20 protein-coding genes are annotated in these 17,947 nt (G+C 62.4%); 13 read left to right on the top strand and 7 right to left on the bottom strand.

Annotation, left to right across the window (positions count from 1 at the left end; translation table 11 throughout):
* Positions 1-127 precede the first annotated feature (127 nt).
* The 4 genes from MHAR_RS01765 to MHAR_RS01750 are packed head-to-tail and all read left to right on the top strand — an operon-like array spanning position 128 to position 2,576.
* Positions 128-394 (top strand): PRC-barrel domain-containing protein, encoded by a 267-nt coding sequence (locus tag MHAR_RS01765; RefSeq protein WP_014585918.1) that lies wholly within the window; start codon positions 128-130, stop codon positions 392-394.
* A complete protein-coding gene (locus tag MHAR_RS01760; protein ID WP_014585917.1) occupies positions 378-1,118 on the top strand; it encodes a tRNA(His) guanylyltransferase Thg1 family protein in 741 nt (246 codons plus the stop codon). Before MHAR_RS01765 ends, MHAR_RS01760 begins: the two co-directional genes overlap by 17 nt.
* A gap of 31 nt (positions 1,119-1,149) precedes the next feature.
* Entirely contained in the window at positions 1,150-1,395 is a 246-nt protein-coding gene (locus MHAR_RS01755) for an RNA chaperone Hfq (protein ID WP_048144244.1), read from the top strand.
* Between the two features lie 47 nt (positions 1,396-1,442).
* A complete protein-coding gene (locus MHAR_RS01750) occupies positions 1,443-2,576 on the top strand; it encodes a pentapeptide repeat-containing protein (RefSeq protein ID WP_048144749.1) in 1,134 nt (377 codons plus the stop codon).
* Between the two features lie 18 nt (positions 2,577-2,594).
* Here the strand turns inward: MHAR_RS01750 and MHAR_RS01745 are convergent, their stop codons facing one another.
* Genes MHAR_RS01745 through MHAR_RS01735 form a run of 3 tightly spaced genes read right to left on the bottom strand, consistent with a single transcriptional unit; the run spans position 2,595 to position 4,555 of the window.
* On the bottom strand, positions 2,595-3,278 hold the full coding sequence (locus tag MHAR_RS01745; protein ID WP_014585914.1) for a YkgJ family cysteine cluster protein: 684 nt from the start codon (positions 3,276-3,278) through the stop codon (positions 2,595-2,597).
* The gene (locus tag MHAR_RS01740) at positions 3,266-3,811 is read right to left on the bottom strand and encodes a GMP synthase subunit A (RefSeq protein ID WP_014585913.1); all 546 of its coding nucleotides are present in this window, start codon (positions 3,809-3,811) and stop codon (positions 3,266-3,268) included. Before MHAR_RS01740 ends, MHAR_RS01745 begins: the two co-directional genes overlap by 13 nt.
* A 36-nt stretch (positions 3,812-3,847) precedes the next feature.
* On the bottom strand, positions 3,848-4,555 hold the full coding sequence (locus MHAR_RS01735; protein ID WP_014585912.1) for a dihydromethanopterin reductase (acceptor): 708 nt from the start codon (positions 4,553-4,555) through the stop codon (positions 3,848-3,850).
* 147 nt (positions 4,556-4,702) lie between these two features.
* Between MHAR_RS01735 and fae the strand changes: the two genes are divergently transcribed.
* From fae to MHAR_RS01720, 3 genes are all read left to right on the top strand, one after another.
* Positions 4,703-5,209, top strand: coding sequence for a formaldehyde-activating enzyme (gene fae, locus MHAR_RS01730; RefSeq protein ID WP_014585911.1), 507 nt, complete (start codon positions 4,703-4,705; stop codon positions 5,207-5,209).
* 442 nt (positions 5,210-5,651) lie between these two features.
* Complete coding sequence (locus MHAR_RS01725; RefSeq protein ID WP_143763228.1) at positions 5,652-6,548, top strand: hypothetical protein; 897 nt, start codon at positions 5,652-5,654, stop codon at positions 6,546-6,548.
* A complete protein-coding gene (locus MHAR_RS01720) occupies positions 6,545-10,453 on the top strand; it encodes a hypothetical protein (RefSeq protein ID WP_014585909.1) in 3,909 nt (1,302 codons plus the stop codon). Before MHAR_RS01725 ends, MHAR_RS01720 begins: the two co-directional genes overlap by 4 nt.
* Before the next feature lie 112 nt (positions 10,454-10,565).
* Here MHAR_RS01720 and MHAR_RS01715 read toward each other — a convergent pair whose 3' ends face one another.
* Positions 10,566-10,958, bottom strand: coding sequence for a hypothetical protein (locus MHAR_RS01715; RefSeq protein ID WP_048144242.1), 393 nt, complete (start codon positions 10,956-10,958; stop codon positions 10,566-10,568).
* Positions 10,959-11,104: 146 nt separating this feature from the next.
* Here MHAR_RS01715 and MHAR_RS01710 point away from each other — a divergent pair, with 146 nt between their 5' ends.
* From MHAR_RS01710 to MHAR_RS01695, 4 genes are read left to right on the top strand one after another with little or no spacing between them, the layout of a single operon-like run.
* Positions 11,105-11,446, top strand: coding sequence for a hypothetical protein (locus MHAR_RS01710; RefSeq protein WP_014585907.1), 342 nt, complete (start codon positions 11,105-11,107; stop codon positions 11,444-11,446).
* Positions 11,424-12,716 carry a hypothetical protein gene (locus MHAR_RS01705; RefSeq protein ID WP_014585906.1) on the top strand — a complete coding sequence of 431 codons (1,293 nt, stop codon included), beginning with the start codon at positions 11,424-11,426 and terminating at the stop codon, positions 12,714-12,716. Before MHAR_RS01710 ends, MHAR_RS01705 begins: the two co-directional genes overlap by 23 nt.
* 48 nt (positions 12,717-12,764) lie before the next feature.
* Positions 12,765-13,820: a tetratricopeptide repeat protein gene (locus MHAR_RS12340; RefSeq protein ID WP_014585905.1), complete on the top strand. Its 1,056-nt coding sequence runs from the start codon at positions 12,765-12,767 to the stop codon at positions 13,818-13,820.
* Entirely contained in the window at positions 13,817-14,800 is a 984-nt protein-coding gene (locus tag MHAR_RS01695; protein ID WP_014585904.1) for a lamin tail domain-containing protein, read from the top strand. Before MHAR_RS12340 ends, MHAR_RS01695 begins: the two co-directional genes overlap by 4 nt.
* A gap of 21 nt (positions 14,801-14,821) precedes the next feature.
* On the opposite strand, the gene MHAR_RS01690 is transcribed toward MHAR_RS01695, so the two are convergent.
* Together MHAR_RS01690 and MHAR_RS01685 are read right to left on the bottom strand one after the other, a co-directional pair.
* Positions 14,822-15,553: a tetratricopeptide repeat protein gene (locus MHAR_RS01690; RefSeq protein WP_187287839.1), complete on the bottom strand. Its 732-nt coding sequence runs from the start codon at positions 15,551-15,553 to the stop codon at positions 14,822-14,824.
* 101 nt (positions 15,554-15,654) lie between these two features.
* Positions 15,655-16,293 (bottom strand): restriction endonuclease, encoded by a 639-nt coding sequence (locus tag MHAR_RS01685; protein WP_187287838.1) that lies wholly within the window; start codon positions 16,291-16,293, stop codon positions 15,655-15,657.
* A 318-nt stretch (positions 16,294-16,611) separates the two neighbouring features.
* Between MHAR_RS01685 and MHAR_RS01680 the strand changes: the two genes are divergently transcribed.
* Positions 16,612-16,938, top strand: a complete 327-nt coding sequence (locus MHAR_RS01680; RefSeq protein ID WP_014585901.1) for a DUF2551 domain-containing protein — start codon at positions 16,612-16,614, stop codon at positions 16,936-16,938.
* Positions 16,935-17,336, top strand: a complete 402-nt coding sequence (locus MHAR_RS01675) for a hypothetical protein (RefSeq protein WP_014585900.1) — start codon at positions 16,935-16,937, stop codon at positions 17,334-17,336. Before MHAR_RS01680 ends, MHAR_RS01675 begins: the two co-directional genes overlap by 4 nt.
* 16 nt (positions 17,337-17,352) lie before the next feature.
* Here the strand turns inward: MHAR_RS01675 and MHAR_RS01670 are convergent, their stop codons facing one another.
* A complete protein-coding gene (locus MHAR_RS01670) occupies positions 17,353-17,814 on the bottom strand; it encodes a transcription factor (RefSeq protein WP_228369590.1) in 462 nt (153 codons plus the stop codon).
* Positions 17,815-17,947 lie beyond the last annotated feature (133 nt).

The following is a 17,947-nucleotide window of genomic DNA, read 5'->3' as shown; positions in this document are numbered from 1 at the left end:
GGGTTTTCGCGCGAGGGACGCCCTCAGCCCGATCCGAGACAGTTTATGGTGGCGATACCCTCTCCTCCGCCGAACTGATCAGAAGATTTAAGATTAAAGAGCAACAACCGATGAAGAGGGGACTAGATTGCAGATAGAGATCACAGCACTTTTGGATCAGGACGTCTACACCCAGCGGGGGATCTTCGTCGGAAGGGTCGACGACGTGGTCCTCGATCCGGATGTGGGGGAGGTGAGCGGCCTCGCCCTGGGGAACGTCAACAGGTCCTTCCTCGACCTGAAGGGGAGGGGCATCATCATACCCTACCGGGGGGTCACCGCCGTCGGGGACATCATAATCACCAAGCATTTCGGCACCGTGCCCGTGCCTTACAGCGATGAAAAGAAGGGCTGATCGCCGGGAGGTTTACGCCGACCTCCGGGTCCGGGCCCCCCTGGTGGTACGGGCCGACGGAAGAGGTTTTGGAAAGCTCCTCCGGAAGGCAAATAAGCCCTACGACCTCGAATTCGCGAGGGCGATGGCGACGGCCGCAAGGGCGTTCGTCGAGGGGTCGGGGCTCGCCCCCGCCATCGCCTTCACCTTCTCCGACGAGGTCAGCCTCCTCTTCGGCGAGGCGCCCTTCAACGGCCGGCTGGAGAAGATCGACTCGGTGGTGGCGGGGTCCCTCTCGGGCCTCCTCTCCATCGGCCTCGGAAAGGCCGTGGCCATGGACGCGAGGTCGATCCCCCTCTGCCCCGAAGAGGTCGTCGAGTACTTCGCGGCTAGGCAGGACGAGGCCTGGAGAAACCACGTCTTCTCCAGCGGCTTCTACGCCCTCGTCGCCGAAGGCTTCGCCCCCCGCGAGGCGATGGGCCGCCTGCGGGGGATGAAGGAGGCCGAGATCCATGAGATGCTCTTTCGCAGGGGCGCTAACCTCGCCAAGAGCCCCGCATGGCAGAGGAGGGGGATTCTGATCCGCCGGGTTTGGGTCGGTGACGAGATCGGGGACGCAGGCGGCGAAGGGACGGGAGGAGAGGAGAAGAGGGCGAGGACGAAGATCGTCGAGGAGTGGGAGCCTCCCCTCTTCCGGTCGGAGGAGGGAAGGCGGATCCTCGACGGGACAATTCGGAATCGTTAGGAGCTGGGTATCATTTTAGGAGCGGAAGATCATGTTCTTGGATGAGAAGGGAGAGGAAGAGGGGAAGAAGGATACGGCGAAGCCGAAACAGTTCATCCCCCGGGCTTTGGGCCAGAAGGTGACGATCAGGCTTCTGGACGGGAGGCCCCTGATAGCGAAGCTTGAGGCGCAGAACAACTACGAGCTCCTCTTGGACCTGGGGAAGGGGAAGAAGATGATAGTCTTCAAGCACGCCATCGGCACCCTGGAGTACGAGGCCCAGGATGAGGGTAGGTGAACGGCCCGTTTCGTGGGCTTTTAGAGGGACTGGTGGGGGTTGGCCAGGTGGCTAATGAGGAGCATCTTCGGATCCTCGAAGAAGGTGTGGAAGTATGGAATCGGTGGAGAGGAAGCCATTCTACTACAATTCCCGACCTGAGCGGAGCTAATCTAAGTGGGGCCAATCTGAGCGGAGCTTGGCTGTTTAATACTCACGTGGTTGGGGCTAACCTGAGCGGGGCTAACCTCAGCGAGGCACAACTGGGTGGGGCTAACTTGATTGGGGCTAACCTGAGCAAAGCTAACCTGCGGAGAGCTTACCTGAGGTTTGCCGATCTCAGTGATGCTGATATGAATGCGGCTGATCTGAGTAAGTCTGACCTGATTTTTGCTAAACTGTTTTTGACGAAACTGGGTGGAGCAATCCTGAGCAAAGCTGCCCTGATGGAGGCTAGCCTACGGGAGGCTGACCTGGAGTTTGCTGATCTGAGTGAGGCTAACCTGGAGGGTGCCCAGCTGGTTAAAACAAGAGTTGAGGGCGCATTATTTACGAACTGTCGAGTATATGGAATCTCTGCCTGGGGATTAGAAGGCAAACCTAAAGACCAGTCAAACCTTATAATCACCCACTACGATGAGCCAGTCATAACCGTTGATAATCTGGAAGTTGCCCAGTTCATTTACCTGCTCCTCCACAGCCAGAAAATCCGCGATGCTATAGACACCATAGCTAAAAAGGCTGTTCTCATACTCGGCCGATTTACTCCTGAGCGAATGGTAGTGCTGAACGCCATCCGGGATGAATTGAGGAAACAAGGCTATTTGCCCATACTCTTCTACTTTGAGAGACCGGACAGTAGAGACTTCATAGAAACCGTGTCCACTTTAGCCCATATCTCAAGGTTCGTAGTTGCTGACGTCACAGATCCAAGAATTGTTATCGAAGAGATCCCACATATCGTGCATAATGTTGCAGTTCCAGTGAAGCCGCTGTTGTTAGATGGCTCGGAGAACCATGAGCTTGTAACATTACGCAATCTCAGGGTAAACCACAGGTCTCTTCTCAATACGTATGAATATAAAAATCTGGAGCACTTACTCACCAATTTCAAAACCGAAGTGATCGACCCATCAGAACAAAAAGCGGAAGAGCTTTACCGGAGAAGATTCGAGGAACTGGGCCATCCTAAAGCAGCATAGAGATAGCATCCGACGCTTTCACCATTTCTGCGATCTTCGAAGCCGCCTTCCGAGGGCCCCCGGAATCTCAGACCACGCGACCTCGTGGACGGCCTCGCTGTCGTGGACGATGCATCTGCCGAAAGGCGAGGGCTCGCCCCTCTCGAAGTCTTCATACTTCAGGAGAAGCTCGATCGCCTCCCGGATCTCGACGATCTGCCTTCTTTTGAGAAGCTCGGCCAATTTCAGAGAGTCCTCGGTCCCGATCTCGCCCCCGAGCCCCCGGCACTCCGACCACAGGAGCCGTCCACCCTCCAGGTAAAACGGGTAGGTCGTGCAGAGGAGGGGCCTTGCGCCATAAATTCGACAGCCGTTCTCAGAATAGTACCTGCAGTCCCGGCCCGTTTTTCTCAAACGCCACTCCAGGGTGTGAAAGTTCCCCTCGCAGTCCCATTCGCCCTCTTCGGGCGGCCCGGCGACTTCGAGCCAGCTCTCCCCGGTCTCGTCGGCGATGATCACCCTGATCTCAAAGGGAAAGACGACGACGCTGTTCTCCTCGCCCCGGCAGCAGTCGCCGCAACGCCGGCAACGAAAGCCGATCCGCATGATCTCGCGGGCGATGGTCTCCGCGGAGAGGCTCTCGGCCCCCTCCAGCTGGAGCGCCAGCTCCTCCAGCATCTCCTCGATGCCGCTGGGACCGGCGGACCTCTCTATCTCCGACATACCTCAAGGAAGTTTTCCAGGAGCTTGATGCCCCCTTCGGTGTGGACGACCTCGGGGTGCCACTGGACTCCATAGAGGGGCCGCTTCTTGTGCCCCATCGCCTCGATCTCGCAGACCTCCGACCTCGCTAAAACCCGGAAGTCCGGCGGGAGGGAGACGACCTGGTCGGCGTGGGAGGCCCAGGTCTTGATCCTCGGGGCGAGGCCCTTCAGGATATCGTCCTCCTCCAGCACCTCGACCTCCACCTCAGCGTACCCGCCGACGGCGCCCTTCTCGACCCTCCCGCCGAAGGTCTCGGCCATCACCTGGAGGCCGAGGCAGATGCCGAGGATGGGGATCTCGAGCCTGGTCAGGTACTCCGAGCACCTTCCGGCCCGCTCAAGGGTGGGGCCTCCGCCGAGGATGAGCCCGTCGGCCTCGATCTCCTCCGCAGGAGTCTGGTTTGAGATCATCCTCGCCGGGACGAGGTCCCTTATGCTCCGATGGATCAGGTGGTTAAACTGACCGTAGTTGTTCACTACCAGGACTTTCATTCTTGCTCGCCGTATCTCGCCATGAGATGATAAAGCTTACATCCCGTTTTGGGGGGATGAGACGAGCCCTTCGATATCCTCGGGCCCCGCGAGGACGGTGACCCCGGGGATCCTCCCGAGCCGTTCTATGTTCTCTCTGTCCAGGGGACGGCTGGCGACGGAGATCGCTCCCCTTCTTATGGCGCCCTGGGGGCAGAGGCCCCTGCAGATGCCACAGCCGTCGCACCTCAAAAGGTCGATCTGCTCTCCGATCGCCCCCCTAGGGCACGCCGCCCGGGGCTCGCAGGCCTCGCAGCGGAGGCATAGATCCCTGTCGATGGTGAAGGGCGGCTCGGTCTCCGCCCTCTCCAGGACGTCGGTCGGGAGGACGTAGAGGGGGACGGCCGCCTTGTTCGCCAGGGCCGCGGCGTTCGTCGGGAGGGTGTCGGCGATTCCGCAGACGATCTTGGCGACGGTGTTGGCCGTCGCCGGCGCGACGATCAAGAGGTCGAACTTATTCATCATGAACCGGCCGGCCTTTGGGCTGCTCGACCCCTCCTCCCGCTCCAGGAAGACCTCCTCCAGGTATCCGCCCCCCGATATCTCTTTGAGCCGGTCGAAGAGGCCGTACATCCTCAACACCTCCTCACCGGCCTCGGAGACGAAGGTGCAGACCCGGTTCTTCTGCGAGATCTTCCCCATGGCAGCCACGCTCTCGGCCAGGTAGTGGCCGGCCCCCGTGACCGCCCAGGCGACGTTCTTCATAGATCAGATCACCCCTCCTATGAGAGACCAACGGCTCTGGCGGCTTATCACCCCGGCGGTCGGCCGCCTGTAACGAAAATATATAAAACATCATCACAAATAGTTGAGAGGGGCTGGCCGCGATGTCAGCCCTGGAGAGAACGAACCATGACCCACCACTTCGAAAAAGCCCTCGTCGGAGAGGCGCTGGTAGGAGAAGGGCCCGAGGTCGCCCACATAGACCTCGTCATCGGGAGGAAGGGAAGCGCCGTCGAAGATGCCTTCGTTGCGGCCCTCGCCTCGCCGAGGATGGGGCACACCCCCCTCCTGGCCGTCCTGGAGCCGAACCTCATCCCCAAGCCCGCCACCCTCATGGTGAACAAGGTGACGATCACCAACGCCACCCAGGCGCTTCTGATCTTCGGCCCGGCTCAGGCGGCGGTGGCCAAGGCGGTGATGGACTCGGTGGCCGAAGGGACTATCCCGGAGGCTGATGCCGAGGATCTGCTGATCATCGTCTCAGTCTTCCTCCAGTGGGACGCCGAGGATAAGAAGAAAGTCGCCGATTACAACTACAGGGCGACGAAGCTCGCCATCGAGCGGGCGATGAAAGGAGAGCCGACGGTGAAAGAGGCCCTAGCGAGGAAGGACTCGGCTAAGCATCCCTTCGCCTGAGATGGCTTGGGATTTTTAAAATCGGTCCCCAGGCCGAGGGAAAGCTATCCCGGTGCCGGTCGAAGGTCTGCGGCTGGCCCCGGGGAGGCTTTTGGCACCATCCACCTCCGGGGGTTCTCTCCATCCGACAAACTTTACTGTCAGGAGATACTAACTTATCCAGTTGTGCGTCCATACGCAATTTACATCCAGTTCACGTGAAACGGAGTTTGGAGCATTTAGCGCCACGAGACTCTGATATGAAAAATAGGTACTTAAAATCCCAAATCGACGGATTGGTCTGGATACGAATTTGTCGGTCGAAGATTGGAAGGTGTTCGATATGGTAGATCCCTCATCAAAGCCGGTCGCCTGGGAGAGACGGGTCGATCTCCCAGGGGATCTCTTGGAACGGAGCCGAACCTTAGCTCGTCGCCTGGCTCTGTCGCTGCTGATATTTGGAATGATACTCACTTCGGCGGCCTTGGCCAACGTTCCACCGACCGCCTTAGATCTCACCCCAGACAAGGGGAGCCCGCAGGAGGTTGGAACCGCCATAAAATGGACCGCGAGTGCTACAGATCCCGATGGAGACCCAATCAGTTACAGGTTCTTCCTGAAGGGGCCGTCCACGGGCGATGCGTGGCAGCAGGTCCAGGACTGGTCGGGGACCAACAGTTGGGACTGGACCCCCACCCAGGATGGAAGCTACGAGGTGAACGTCTGGATCAGGGACGGATTCAACGCTGGACCTGACAGCTGGGACGCCTTCAAGGTCACGCCCTTCTCCGTGAACCCGGCCCCCGTCCCCAACCAGCCGCCCGTGGCTAACTCCCTCAACCCGAACGCCGCAAGCCCCCAGGACCCCGGCACTCCCATCATATGGACCGCCAGCGCATCCGATCCCGATGGAGACGCCATCCTCTACAAGTTCTTCCTCAAGGGGCCTGCCACATCCAACAGCTGGGCCGAGACGAGAGGGTGGGACCCGTCTCCAACATGGACCTGGACCACTTCTCCCGCCGATGCGGGCGCAAACCAGGTCAACGTGTGGGTCAGGGACGGAAACCATGAGGGGCCCGGAGGGTATGACTCGTTCAAGGTCGCGGACTTCGTCATAAACGCGCCAAACCAGCCGCCCGTGGCTAACTCCCTCAACCCGAACGCCGCAAGCCCCCAGGACCCCGGCACCCCCATCATATGGACCGCCAGCGCATCCGATCCCGATGGAGACGCCATCCTCTACAAGTTCTTCCTCAAGGGGCCTGCCACATCCAGACGCCTGGGACCAGGTCCAGGACTGGTCGGCAACGAACTTCTGGGACTGGGTTCCAGCCCCAGCAGGGCGACTACGAGGTGAACGTCTGGATAAGGGACGGAAAACACGCAGCACCTGACAGCTGGGACGCCTTCAAGGTCACGCCCTTCAAGGTGAACCCGGCCCCCGCCGCTAACCAGCCCCCCACGGTCACAAGCCTGAACCCGAACCCATCGAGCCCCCAGAACGCCGGCACTCCCATCAAGTGGACCGCTGCAGCTTCGGATCCAGATGGCGATCCCATATCGTACAAGTTCTTCCTCAAGGGGCCCTCCACGGGAGACGCATGGCAGCAGGTCCAGGACTGGTCGGCAACGAACTTCTGGGACTGGGTTCCAGCCCAGCAGGGCGACTACGAGGTGAACGTCTGGATAAGGGACGGAAAACACGCAGCACCTGACAGCTGGGACGCCTTCAAGGTCACGCCCTTCAAGGTGAACCCGGCCCCCGCCGCTAACCAGCCCCCCACGGTCACAAGCCTGAACCCGAACCCGACGAGCCCCCAGAACGCCGGCACCCCCATCAAGTGGACTGCTGCAGCTTCGGATCCAGATGGCGATCCCATATCGTACAAGTTCTTCCTCAAGGGGCCCTCCACGGGAGACGCATGGCAGCAGGTCCAGGACTGGTCGGCAACGAACTTCTGGGACTGGGTTCCAGCCCAGCAGGGCGACTACGAGGTGAACGTCTGGATAAGGGACGGAAAACACGCAGCACCTGACAGCTGGGACGCCTTCAAGGTCACGCCCTTCAAGGTGAACCCGGCCCCGGCTCCAAACCTGCCTCCCAAGGTCGATAGCCTCATCCCGGACAAGGCGAGCCCCCAGAGCGCCGGGACGACGGTAGTCTGGACCGCCAGCTCAACGGATACCGATGGCGATACCGTATTCTACAGGTTCTTCCTCAAGGGGCCTGGCACGTCTAACAACTGGGTCGAGAAGAGGGGCTGGAGCAACATCCCCACCTGGTCCTGGACGACCACTCCCGCCGATGAGGGAAATAACCAGGTGAACGTCTGGATCAGGGACCAAAACCACGCGGCCGCTGACAGCTGGGACGACTACAAAGTGGTAGACTACACGGTGACGGCACCAAACCAAATCCCGGTCTTCAACTCGCTGACGCCCAACCCGCCGAGCCCCCAGAACGTCGGGGCGACGATCAGGTGGACCGCCGACGCCACCGACCCGAACCCGGGGGACGTCGTCCAGTTCAAGTTCCACCTGAGGGGACCATCGACGGGAGGCGCATGGGAGGTCGTCCAGGAATGGAGCACCAAGAACTGGTGGGACTGGAAGCCGTCCCAGCAGGGCGACTACGAGGTAAACGTATGGATAAGGGACGGAAAGCATGCGGGACCTGACAGCTGGGACGCGTACAAGATCACCCCCTTCAAGGTGAACCCGGCGCCCACGCCCAACAGGCCCCCGACGGTCACGGCCCTCACCCCCAACCGGCCGAGCCCCCAGATCGGCGGCGCGAGGATAACCTGGACGGCCACCGCCAGCGATCCGGACGGTGACCCCATCCTCTATCGGTTCTGGATGAGGGGCCCCTCCACCGGGAACGTCTGGAAGGTCGTCAGGGACTGGTCCACCAGCAGGACCTGGACCTGGTCAACCTCCCCCGGGGAGATCGGCCAGTACGACTTCTGCGTCTACGTCAGGGACGGCAAGCACCAGCCTCCAAGCCGCTACGACGACTGCACGGCGTACAGGGGCTACCACCTGATCGCCATCAGGCCGCCCAACCAGCCTCCAGTGGCCACCGCCCTCCTGCCGAGCTGGCCGAGCCCCCAGGTGGCGGGATCGACGATCACCTGGACGGCCTTCGCCGCAGACCCGGATATGGACCTCCTCTTCTTCAAGTTCTGGCTGAGGGGGCCCGCCACCGGGAACGTCTGGACGGTGGTGAGGGACTGGTCCACCAGCAACATCTGGACCTGGTCGACGCACCCCGGCGACGCAGGCCCCTATGACGTCTACGTCTACGTCCGGGACGGAAGGCACAGCCCACCAACCAGTTACGACAGCTCCAAAGGATACGGTGGATACCTGCTGACGGCCCCCGTCCTTGTAAACCGTCCCCCGGTGGTGACAGCCCTCGCCCCAAGCAGGCCGAGCCCCCAGACCGCGGGCGCGAGGATAACCTGGACGGCCACCGCCAGCGATCCGGATGGCGATCCCATCCTCTACAAGTTCTGGCTGAGGGGGCCCGCCACCGGGAACGCCTGGAAGGTGGTCCAGGACTGGTCGACGAGCCGGACCTGGGGCTGGACCTCGACCCCCGGGGACGTCGGCAATTATGACGTCTACGTCTACGTCCGGGACGGAAAACACGAGCCTGCCACCCGGTACGACAGCGCCGTGGGCTTCAGCGGCTATCAGCTGACCCCGCCCGTGACGGTAAACAGGCCTCCGACGGCGACCGCCCTTTCGCCCAGCAGGCCGAGCCCGCAGACGGCGGGATCGACGATAGTCTGGACGGCGACGGCCTCCGATCCGGAAGGTGACCCCATACTCTATCGGTTCTGGCTGAAGGGCCCCGCCACCGGGAACGCCTGGAAGGTGGTCCAGGACTGGTCGACGAGCCGCGCCTGGACGTGGACGTCGGCTCCCGCCGACGCCGGCGAATATAGCCTCTACGTCTACGTCCGGGACGGAAAACACGAGCCTGCCACCCGTTATGACAGCGCCGTGGGATACAGCGGCTACCAGCTCATCAGCCCCTGGGGGATCTATCAGCTGACCTCCGGCGACGCGATCCAGGACAGGCCCTCCCTCGTCAGCTCCGCCGATGGCCACCTCCTGGCCTACCAGTCCTGGGAGGCGGGCCCCCGCTTCAACGGGGACATATTCCTCAAGAGCTTCGACCTCTATTGGAACCAGCTCCAGAAGGTCCGGGCTACGACCGATACGGCATATCAGGACACCCCGTCGGCGATATATGCCGACGGGTACTACTACGTAGCCTACGTATCTGACGAGGCGGGAAACTGGGACATATTCGTCAAGAAGTATGACGGCGGCCTGAACCTCGTCGAGACGAGGAGGCTGACCACCTCCCCGGCGGACCAGGATAGCCCATCCCTAATCCGGGCGGGGAGGGACTTCTACCTCGCCTACCAGTCCTGGGAGACGGGGAAGTCCTCCGGCGGGGATATCTTCATCGAGCGGTTTTCCTCCTCCTGGACCTCGATCCGGAAGGTGAGGGTGACCACCGAGGCGAGCTACCAGGACCGGCCGTCTCTGGCCCTGGGTGGCGACGACAGGATATATGTCGCCTACGCCTCTGAGGAGTCTGGAAACCTGGACATCTTCGTCAGGAAGTACGACCGAAGCCTGAACCCCCTCGAGCCGAAGAGGAGGATCACCACCAGCCCATCGAGCCAGGACTACCCATCCCTCATCGCGCAGAGCGGCGAGTTCAACCTGATCTACAGCTCCGATGAAGGTGGGAGCTACGACCTATACCTGGAGAGATACAGCCCCAGCTGGACCCTCATCGAGAGGGCGAGGGTCACCGGGACCCCGGGGGACGAGGTCTATCCGTCCCTCTCCTATAGCCCCATCGACGGCCTCCTCTGGGCGGCCTACGTCCTCCAGGACGGGACCGGGAGCAACATCTTCGTCCAGCCGGCAGCCTCCCTCGAATCGATGGCAAGCTGCTGGTCGTCCATGGACTTCAGCGCCACCAGGGCCAACAGCCCCTACACCCTCACTGTGAAGTTCTACGGACCCTCGGGGGCGCTCGTCGACCCCTCCAGCCTGAGGCTGACCTGGAACCCCGCCGACGCCCACCTCACCGGAAGCACCCTCCGGAAGGTCTCGACGGGAAGTTACAGCCTCGACTCCCGATTCGGATCGGCGGGTCCCAAGACCTTCACCGTCAGCTCCACCGTCGCAGGGTGCAGCGCTGTGAGCACGGTGACGGTCCTGGTGGCCTGAACGGGCTTGGACCTCAGATCTGGAGATTGGGGCGGAGGCGGCATCTCTTCGCCTCCGATCCACCCTCTTATTATCCCTGGGCCCCAGGGGCCCGCCCTCTGGAGGCGTAGCCTCAGCGGGGAGACCGGTCGAAGACCGTGACGTACAGCCGCTCGTTATAATCCTCGATCGCCGTGAGGGCCTTCCATCCGGCGTAGAGGTAGAGGGCCAAGATCATAGGGACCAGGACCAGGCTTGCTGCCTGGAGAGCCTCGCCGGGGACGAAGGGTCCGAATCCGCGGAAGGCGAGGAGGGCTCCGAGGAGGAGGATATCGACGAGGACCAGCATCAGTCCCAGGACAGCCCTCCCCCCGTAGATGAGACCTCCCCCCGCAAAGAGGAGGAGGACCATCAAAAGTCCCACCACAGGCTTCTTCCGCTCAAGCTCGTAGAATAGAGCTTTCTCCATATCCGGCATCCTCTGGGCGTTCTCCCATATGATCTGGAACTTCTCTTCTTCTCTCATGCTAAAGGCCTCGGCATTATTGAGGCAGGTCGATTTAAAAGTTTGACCATTTCCACAACCTGCGAAAAGTATTTTTATAACATTATGCGTAACTGATATATAACTAAAATATATATCATCCAACTGGTCAAATAGGTGAGGGAGCTATGTTAGCCCTGGCAGCCATCATCGTCGGCTCTATCCTGACCGGATACTCCGCATACAAGATCCACGCCGCCCGGAGGGGAGAGAGCCGTAAGCTCCGGGATATGGAGGTGCTGAGGCGGCTTAACGTCCCCCCAAAAAAGCAGGTCCGGGTCTGGAGCGCCCTGATGGTCCTGGGGCTCGTCCTCCTGACGCCTGGCTTGGGGCTCCTCCTCTCCAGCGATCGTGGCTCCGGATATGTTGGCAACCTCTCCCCTTCGGGCCTGAGGCCTTCCACCCCGGGGAGCCCCCTCCTGGTCCCCCCCCTCGGAGAAGCTGGATATGACCCCCAAGACCGTCGATGAGGGGCGGTCCGGGGCCTTCGGGGGAGGCGCCGCCTTCGCCTCGTCGGGAGGAAGCGGCAAGAGGGCATCTTCAGGGGGTGGCGGAGGATCTTCCTCCGCCGAGGCGAGGGAGGGGGTCCGCGACGATCTCGGCGGCTCCTCGAAGGGGGAAGGTCCCGACCATCACCCCCCCGAGGCTAATGAGACCCCGACGATCTACAAGGCCGGATCCGCCCGCGATCGCCCCAGGATCGGCGAGGTAAGCCCCTCCAATACCACCGCCGGACCTGAGGGCGGCGGGCTGACCGACGGCTCAGAGTCCGGGGCCTTGCCAGAGGCCCCGGCGGCCGGACCGGAGCCTGCAGGGGAGGAAGCCGTCGCCATCGGGCCATCCGTGGAGACGACCTCTGAAGGGGTGGCTGAAAAGAGGCCCCTCCCGGACCTTTCGAGACCAGTGGTGGCCGGATCTGGGACCCCCTCCGCCAGGACTGGGGAGAGAGCCGAACCGGAGGCCTTGTATGAAGCCCCAGAGGAGGGCGGAGGATCCGATGACCCCGGCCATCTGGCAGCGGGACCCGCCCCGAAATCGGCCACCTCCTCCGAGGTGGCCGGAGCTGCCGCCATCGACGTCGCCAGGGAGAAGAGGACCGCCCCCAGCACATCGAGGCGTCTCCCCTCGGAGGAGAAGGGGGCGGAGGAGGTCGGTGACCCGGAGAAGGAAGGGACCGCTCCCCCAGCCCCGGCGGAGGCCTCGGGGATGGAGGGCGAGGCCGGGCACCTCGTCGCCGGACCGGAGCCGACGTCACCTCCCCCATCGCCGGAACTGGATATCTCCGATGGGTCCCTGGAGCCCCCCGGCCTGGCCGATTTGGGTATGGAGCTGGCTCCCGAGGATCCTGCCCCGGTGATGGGGGCCCAGGTGGAGGAGGTCAAGAAGCTCCTCTTCCGGGAGGCGACCCGATCGGATATGACGGTGGGTGAAGCCCCCTCGGGGGCCGACCTGATAGGCGTCGATGGTGACGGCGTGCCGCCCGGGAATATGACGGTGGTAGCTACCCCCTCGGAGGCCGACGAGCTGAATGGAAGCTCCGAGATCGGCTCAAACCTCTCGGTGGGGAGGATCGCTATCGATGCCGAGTTCAAGAATTTCGGATCGGCGAATCGGCTGGGGATGGGGATAGATAAGAACGGGACCCAGAGACCGGTGATGATAATGGAGTTTGAAAAGATCGATCTGGAATCGAACTTCCGCCAGGGGTTGGGGTTGACCCCCACAAGCGGCTTCCGCTGATCGCCGAGGAGCCGTCCCGGCGGGGAAGGGTCGAGGAGAGGAGGATATATGGAGCCCGAAACGGTCGCCGTCCCAGAGGGGTTCAAGGTTGGATGCCGGATAGCATCCATCATCTTATTCCTCGTCCTCTTCCTGGTTCTGGGGGCGGTGGGCGAGGACCTCTCCGCCAAGGATTGGTCGGATATGGGGAACGCCCAGGCCAGGAGGGGGGAGTACCAAGAGGCGGTTGCGAGCTACGACCGGGCTACGGCCCTGGACGCCTACAACCCCGACATCTGGTACAACAGGGGGCTCGCCCTCTCCAGCCTCGGCAGGTACGAAGAGGCGCTGGAATGCTACCAGCGGGGGGCGAAGATCGAGCCCTTCGACCCCGACCTCTGGCTCGGCACCGGCTCCGCCCTCTCCAGCCTCGGCAGGTACGAAGAGGCGCTGGAGAGCTATAACCGGGCGGCGGAGTTCGACTCGAAGGACCCCGACGCCTGGAACGGGAGGGGGACGGTCCTCGCCCGTCTCGGGCGGCTTGAGGAGGCCCTGGCTTCGACGGATACGGCCCTGGCGATGGACCCGGAGGACGCCGACGCCTGGAACAGCAAGGGGGCGATCCTCCTCCAGCTCGGCCGTCCCGAGGAGGCCCTGGCCTGCTACGACCGGGCGATCGAGATCGACCCCGAGGATCCCGACCTATGGAACAACCGGGGGTCGGCCCTCCACCAGCTCGGCAGATATCAGGAGGCCCAGGATAGCTACAGCTGGGCGATAGCTCTCGATCCGCTCCACGAGTACGCCTGGTACAACCGGGGTCTCCTCGTCCCCACCCTCAATGAGGAGACGGAAGAGGCCTTCGCCCTTTCCAGAGAGAGGATGTACGTCGAGACGGAGAAGAGGTTCCCACTCCCCTCGGAGGGCGGAGGATCCGGGGGGGAGACGGAGAACGAGAAGCTTTCGGGCTGGAGGACCGTCACGGTGATCGCTGCGATATTGGCGGCAGGGATCCTATCGAACCTGGGGGGTAAGGGCAGGGCGCTCCATCGAGAGCCGCTCTCGTCGCCCCTCAACAGGCTGATAATCTTCGCCGACAGATCCCTGAGGAGGCGCGGACCATGAGAATCACGACGAAGTTTGCCATGATTATGATGCTGACCCTGGCGGCGGCTATCGCCTCGGCAGCCCCTGACGAGGCGAACGGGACGGTGATCGCCGTCATAGCCGGGGACGTCCTCGAGGTGGCCATCGACGGGGGAGACCCCCGGACGGGTTCTGGGGTGGTGACGGTGAGAGTCGCGGACGTGGCCCTCCCTCCCAACGGATCGGAGGGGTGGGAGGTGGCGAGGACGTTTGCCGAATCCCTCCTCAAGAACAGGACGGTCTCTCTGGACATCGACGACCGGACCGAAGGCGGCCGGGACCCCCAGGGGAGGCTCCTCGCCGTCGTTTACCTCTCCGACCCCGCCGGAGGGCTGAACCTCAGCCACCCCCTCAACAGGCTCCTGGTGGAGGCGGGGCTCGCCGAGGTCTGCGACCTTGAAGCCGACGAGTTCGATCCGAGAGGATGGTGGCAGAGCGGCGAGGCGGACGCCGCCGGGGGAGGGGTCAGGGTCGTGATAAACGAGGTGGAGGCGAACCCCCCCGGGAGCGACGAGGGAGGAGAGTGGGTGGAGCTCTACAACGACGGGTTTGAGGAGGCCGCCATAGGGGGCTGGACCCTGACGGCGGCGGGGGGGTCCGTCGTCGGCATATCCCCCGGGACGGTCCTCGTTGGTGGGGGTTTTCTGTTGGTGAAGGCCGACGGGTACTGGCTCAGAAACGATGACGAGCTCGTGACCCTCAGAGACGGCGCGGGGATGGAGGTGGATAGAACCCCGGCCCTCGATGATGGGGAGGACGACAACAACAGCTGGTCCAGGTACCCCGACGGCGGCGAAGAGTGGGCCTTCGTCCAGGCGAGCCCGGCGGGGCCCGTCCCGGCGGTGGAGCCGTCGGAGGTGACCACCTCCGACCAGAAGGAAGAGGAGAAGAACTGGCTCCTGGGGTCGGGGGGCTGCGATCCTTACGGCCTCTGGGAGATCTCGGAGTTCCTCCAGTAGACGGCGGTGGAGGGCGATCTTCTAACGGGCCTCCAGGTCCCGGGCCCTATCGAGGGCCTCCTCCGCCTCCCCTTCCCTCCCCAAGGACTTCAGGGCGAGGGCCCTGTTCCGCCAGGCGGTGGTGTACCCCGGGAAGAGCTCCACCGCCTTCCCGAAGCACTCCACCGCCTCTTCGGGCCGTTTGAGGGCGATGAGAGAGACCCCCTTGTTGTTCCAGGTGTAGAAGTCGAAGGGGTCGATGAGGATCGACTCGTCGTAGCATTCCAGGGCCTCCTCGTGGCGGCCGAGATTGTCGAGGGCTGCGCCCTTGTTGTTCCACGCCCGGCCAGCCCTCGGCCCCAGGGGTTCGATCTCGAGGGCCCTATCGTAGGATTCGGCCGCCTCGGAGAACCTTCCAAGAGCGTGAAAGGCGTATCCCTTGACGATCCAGCATCGGGCATCTCTGGGGTCGAGACCAAGGGCCCTATCCGCCGACTCCAGGGCCTCCTCGTGCCGGTCGAGCTCGTTCAAGGCCACCGCCCTCCCTCTCCAGCTCCGGGGGTGGTCCGGCTTCAAATCCAGGGCAGCATCGTAAGATTCGACCGCCGCCTGATAGCGGCCCTTCTTCCGAAGGGCCTCCCCGAGGAGGTAGCGGGCCTCGAAGAAGATGGGGTCGGCCTCTATCGCCCTCGCGAGACTATCTGCCGCCTCTTCGAAGAGGCCAGAGCCATAGTGGGCGGCCCCCCTCTTGTACCAGTAGTCAGGATCCAACAAGCCCTCGCCCCCGGAGCCGACGATGAGGAGACTCTGATCTCGGCCCTCTCCAGACCTCTCGCCGGCCACGTTGTTAAGCCTTATCTCATCCCCTCCTCATCTCATCCCCGGAGGAGATCCTGGATACGGTCGCGGAAGTGGCCGAGCCCTTCCCGGAGGGGAGGGGCCCCGACCCTCCAGATCTCCTCCACCCGATCTCCGAGATCGATGAGGGCAGTCCGGAGGGGGTCGGCTCCAGTCCCGAAGAAGTTCACGTAGAGGAGGGCGGCGGCGAGGACCCCAAGGAGGAGCGCGACCTTCGCCCGGGATCGACTCCTCCTCCGGCCCCGCAGATCGGAGCCGTCGGCGGCATCACTCCGTCGGAGCCCCCGCTTATCGGCGACGTTCCTGCGGAGCCGGCGGATCTCCTCCTCGCCCCAGAGCCTCACCCCCCGCCGGTCGGCGAGGTCCACCACCGACCTCGCGAACTCCGAGGAGGGAGATACCACGACGGAGATGCTTCCGGGGTGCCTATCCCTGGCCCTGGCCGCCCTCTCGACCGCCGCCTCGTCGACGGCCGCGCCGGAAGGCTTGAGGTGGATGACGTAAGTCACCTGGTGGCCCACCTCGTCGGTCCTGGAAGCGAAGAGCTCCGACCCGCCGTCCTCGGACCTCGCCGCCTTGGCGACTTTGTAGCCGTTCAGCTCGATCAGATCGGAGAACTCCTCCTCGAACCCGGATCCCTCCACCGATGGTCTCAACCGTCCCGACCCCCACTCATCATCCTCGTCCCATCCCTGAGCTGTTGCGATATTATTTGGCCCATTCATCCGAAGATCTCCCCGAAGGGGGATCTCCAGAGCTCCAAATTGTTCCAGGAGACCAATAGCTTATATATTATGATATTGTATGGTTATTTATAGTTGGGGCAGAGTTCGGTCTCGCCCCGGACCGTCCCCGGATCGGGGCTCCTCCGCCGCGATCCTCCGGGGGGCCGAAGGGCGGCTCCGTCACGGCAAGATATATATTGCCTGGCCTCAATGCGCTGTCCGGATGTACTCGGACGGTGGTGATGTTATATGAGTTCGATGCAATCTGAGATCGCCAGCCGTCTTGTCCAGTTCCTGGACCTGGACACGGATGGGAGAAGGCGTTTCGTTCTGGGAGTGATCCTGGAAGCGGGCGAAATCACAGTAAGCTCTCTATACAAGGCGGTCAAAGAGCAGTTCGAGACCTCACGCAAGGTAGTGGCGTCGCTGTTGGGTTATATCTGCTCAAAGCTGGGAATCCTCAGCGCACATAAGAAATCCTACCGGCTGCCAACGGTTTACGTCCTGAAAGAGGAGTACGCTGACCTGGTCAGATCCGTCCTCAATGCCACCCTCCCGGCTCCCAGCGATTCATGACCCACGTCAAGAACGCTCCGAGAACCGCAACCACCCTGAAGATCAGATCCAAGTCGGAGTACTGGATCAGCCGGTCGAAAGATCCTTACCTTGAGCTGATGCTACGCCTATTTCAGGACGAGAGGACGGCCCGCCGAGGCAGGGATTTTCTGAACATGGTGGAGGAGGGGCAGAGGAAGGGCGAACCCCTCAAGACCAGGGACTGGAAGAGGATGATGGAAGACCTCGGCGTATCCCGGTCCGCCTTCTACTTCATGAGAAACAAGCTCCTGGGGGCGGGGCTGATCGCCGTCCGATCGGGGGAGTACAGGCTCTCCGGGATGTTCAGCCGGGACCTCGCCGACATGTCCCGCTGGTGGTGGACGGCGGTGATGAGAAACGACCCCGAGGCGCTCTAGAAGACGGCTTACGAGGTCACAGGACGGCGGAGAGCTCCCCCATCCTCTTCTCCAGGGTCGTCACGATCCGATCGTTCTCCATGTACTCGAGCCCCGCGCCGCAGAAGGGGCAGATGAAGTTGTTCTCGCTCGCCTCGTCGAAGACGAAACGGGCGCACCCGCCAACGCATGCGTAAAATATGTTCTCCTTCTCATAGGCGAGCCGCTCCTCGAGCTTCCTCAAAAGCTTTCTCGCCTCCGACTCCAGGGCTCGATCGAGGTTATCGGAGCATAAAGTCCATAGGTAGGTGAGCCAGCCGCTTTCGGGATCCCTCTCCCGCCTGTACTTCGCCAGGCGGTGCTCGTAGAGGAGGTAGAGGGTCCTGCGGACTGTATTCAGGCTGATCCCCGTGATCTCCGCCACATATTCATCGGTGACCTCCTCCGCCGGCATGCAGTCGACGATCTGGAGCCCCTCCTCCCCCACGAGCTTTCGCAAGTATGCGCGATATATGGGATCCTCAATCAGAACCAATAAACCACCCTGAAACCCGGGGGGCTAAGTCGCGCCTCCGCAGATCTTAGCGCCCCGATTTATTTGCCGTCCTAGTTTATAGTTTATATGCTGCCAT

Origin of the sequence: Methanothrix harundinacea 6Ac, from assembly GCF_000235565.1 — an archaeon.
In the GTDB taxonomy this organism is placed as follows: domain Archaea; phylum Halobacteriota; class Methanosarcinia; order Methanotrichales; family Methanotrichaceae; genus Methanocrinis; species Methanocrinis harundinaceus.
Note: the sequence above shows the minus strand (reverse complement) of the source record. Positions and strands in the feature narration are given on the sequence as shown.

Coding starts and splice junctions, on each gene's coding strand:
- MHAR_RS01695 (WP_014585904.1), top strand. CDS start 13,817: ATGAGAATCACGACGAAGTTTGCCATGATTATGATGCTGACCCTGGCG.
- MHAR_RS01675 (WP_014585900.1), top strand. CDS start 16,935: ATGACCCACGTCAAGAACGCTCCGAGAACCGCAACCACCCTGAAGATC.
- MHAR_RS01680 (WP_014585901.1), top strand. CDS start 16,612: ATGAGTTCGATGCAATCTGAGATCGCCAGCCGTCTTGTCCAGTTCCTG.
- MHAR_RS01725 (WP_143763228.1), top strand. CDS start 5,652: ATGATACTCACTTCGGCGGCCTTGGCCAACGTTCCACCGACCGCCTTA.
- MHAR_RS01710 (WP_014585907.1), top strand. CDS start 11,105: ATGTTAGCCCTGGCAGCCATCATCGTCGGCTCTATCCTGACCGGATAC.
- MHAR_RS12340 (WP_014585905.1), top strand. CDS start 12,765: ATGGAGCCCGAAACGGTCGCCGTCCCAGAGGGGTTCAAGGTTGGATGC.
- MHAR_RS01755 (WP_048144244.1), top strand. CDS start 1,150: ATGTTCTTGGATGAGAAGGGAGAGGAAGAGGGGAAGAAGGATACGGCG.
- MHAR_RS01735 (WP_014585912.1), bottom strand. CDS start 4,555: ATGAAGAACGTCGCCTGGGCGGTCACGGGGGCCGGCCACTACCTGGCC.
- MHAR_RS01760 (WP_014585917.1), top strand. CDS start 378: ATGAAAAGAAGGGCTGATCGCCGGGAGGTTTACGCCGACCTCCGGGTC.
- MHAR_RS01715 (WP_048144242.1), bottom strand. CDS start 10,958: ATGAGAGAAGAAGAGAAGTTCCAGATCATATGGGAGAACGCCCAGAGG.
- MHAR_RS01745 (WP_014585914.1), bottom strand. CDS start 3,278: ATGTCGGAGATAGAGAGGTCCGCCGGTCCCAGCGGCATCGAGGAGATG.
- MHAR_RS01740 (WP_014585913.1), bottom strand. CDS start 3,811: ATGAAAGTCCTGGTAGTGAACAACTACGGTCAGTTTAACCACCTGATC.
- MHAR_RS01705 (WP_014585906.1), top strand. CDS start 11,424: ATGACCCCCAAGACCGTCGATGAGGGGCGGTCCGGGGCCTTCGGGGGA.
- fae (WP_014585911.1), top strand. CDS start 4,703: ATGACCCACCACTTCGAAAAAGCCCTCGTCGGAGAGGCGCTGGTAGGA.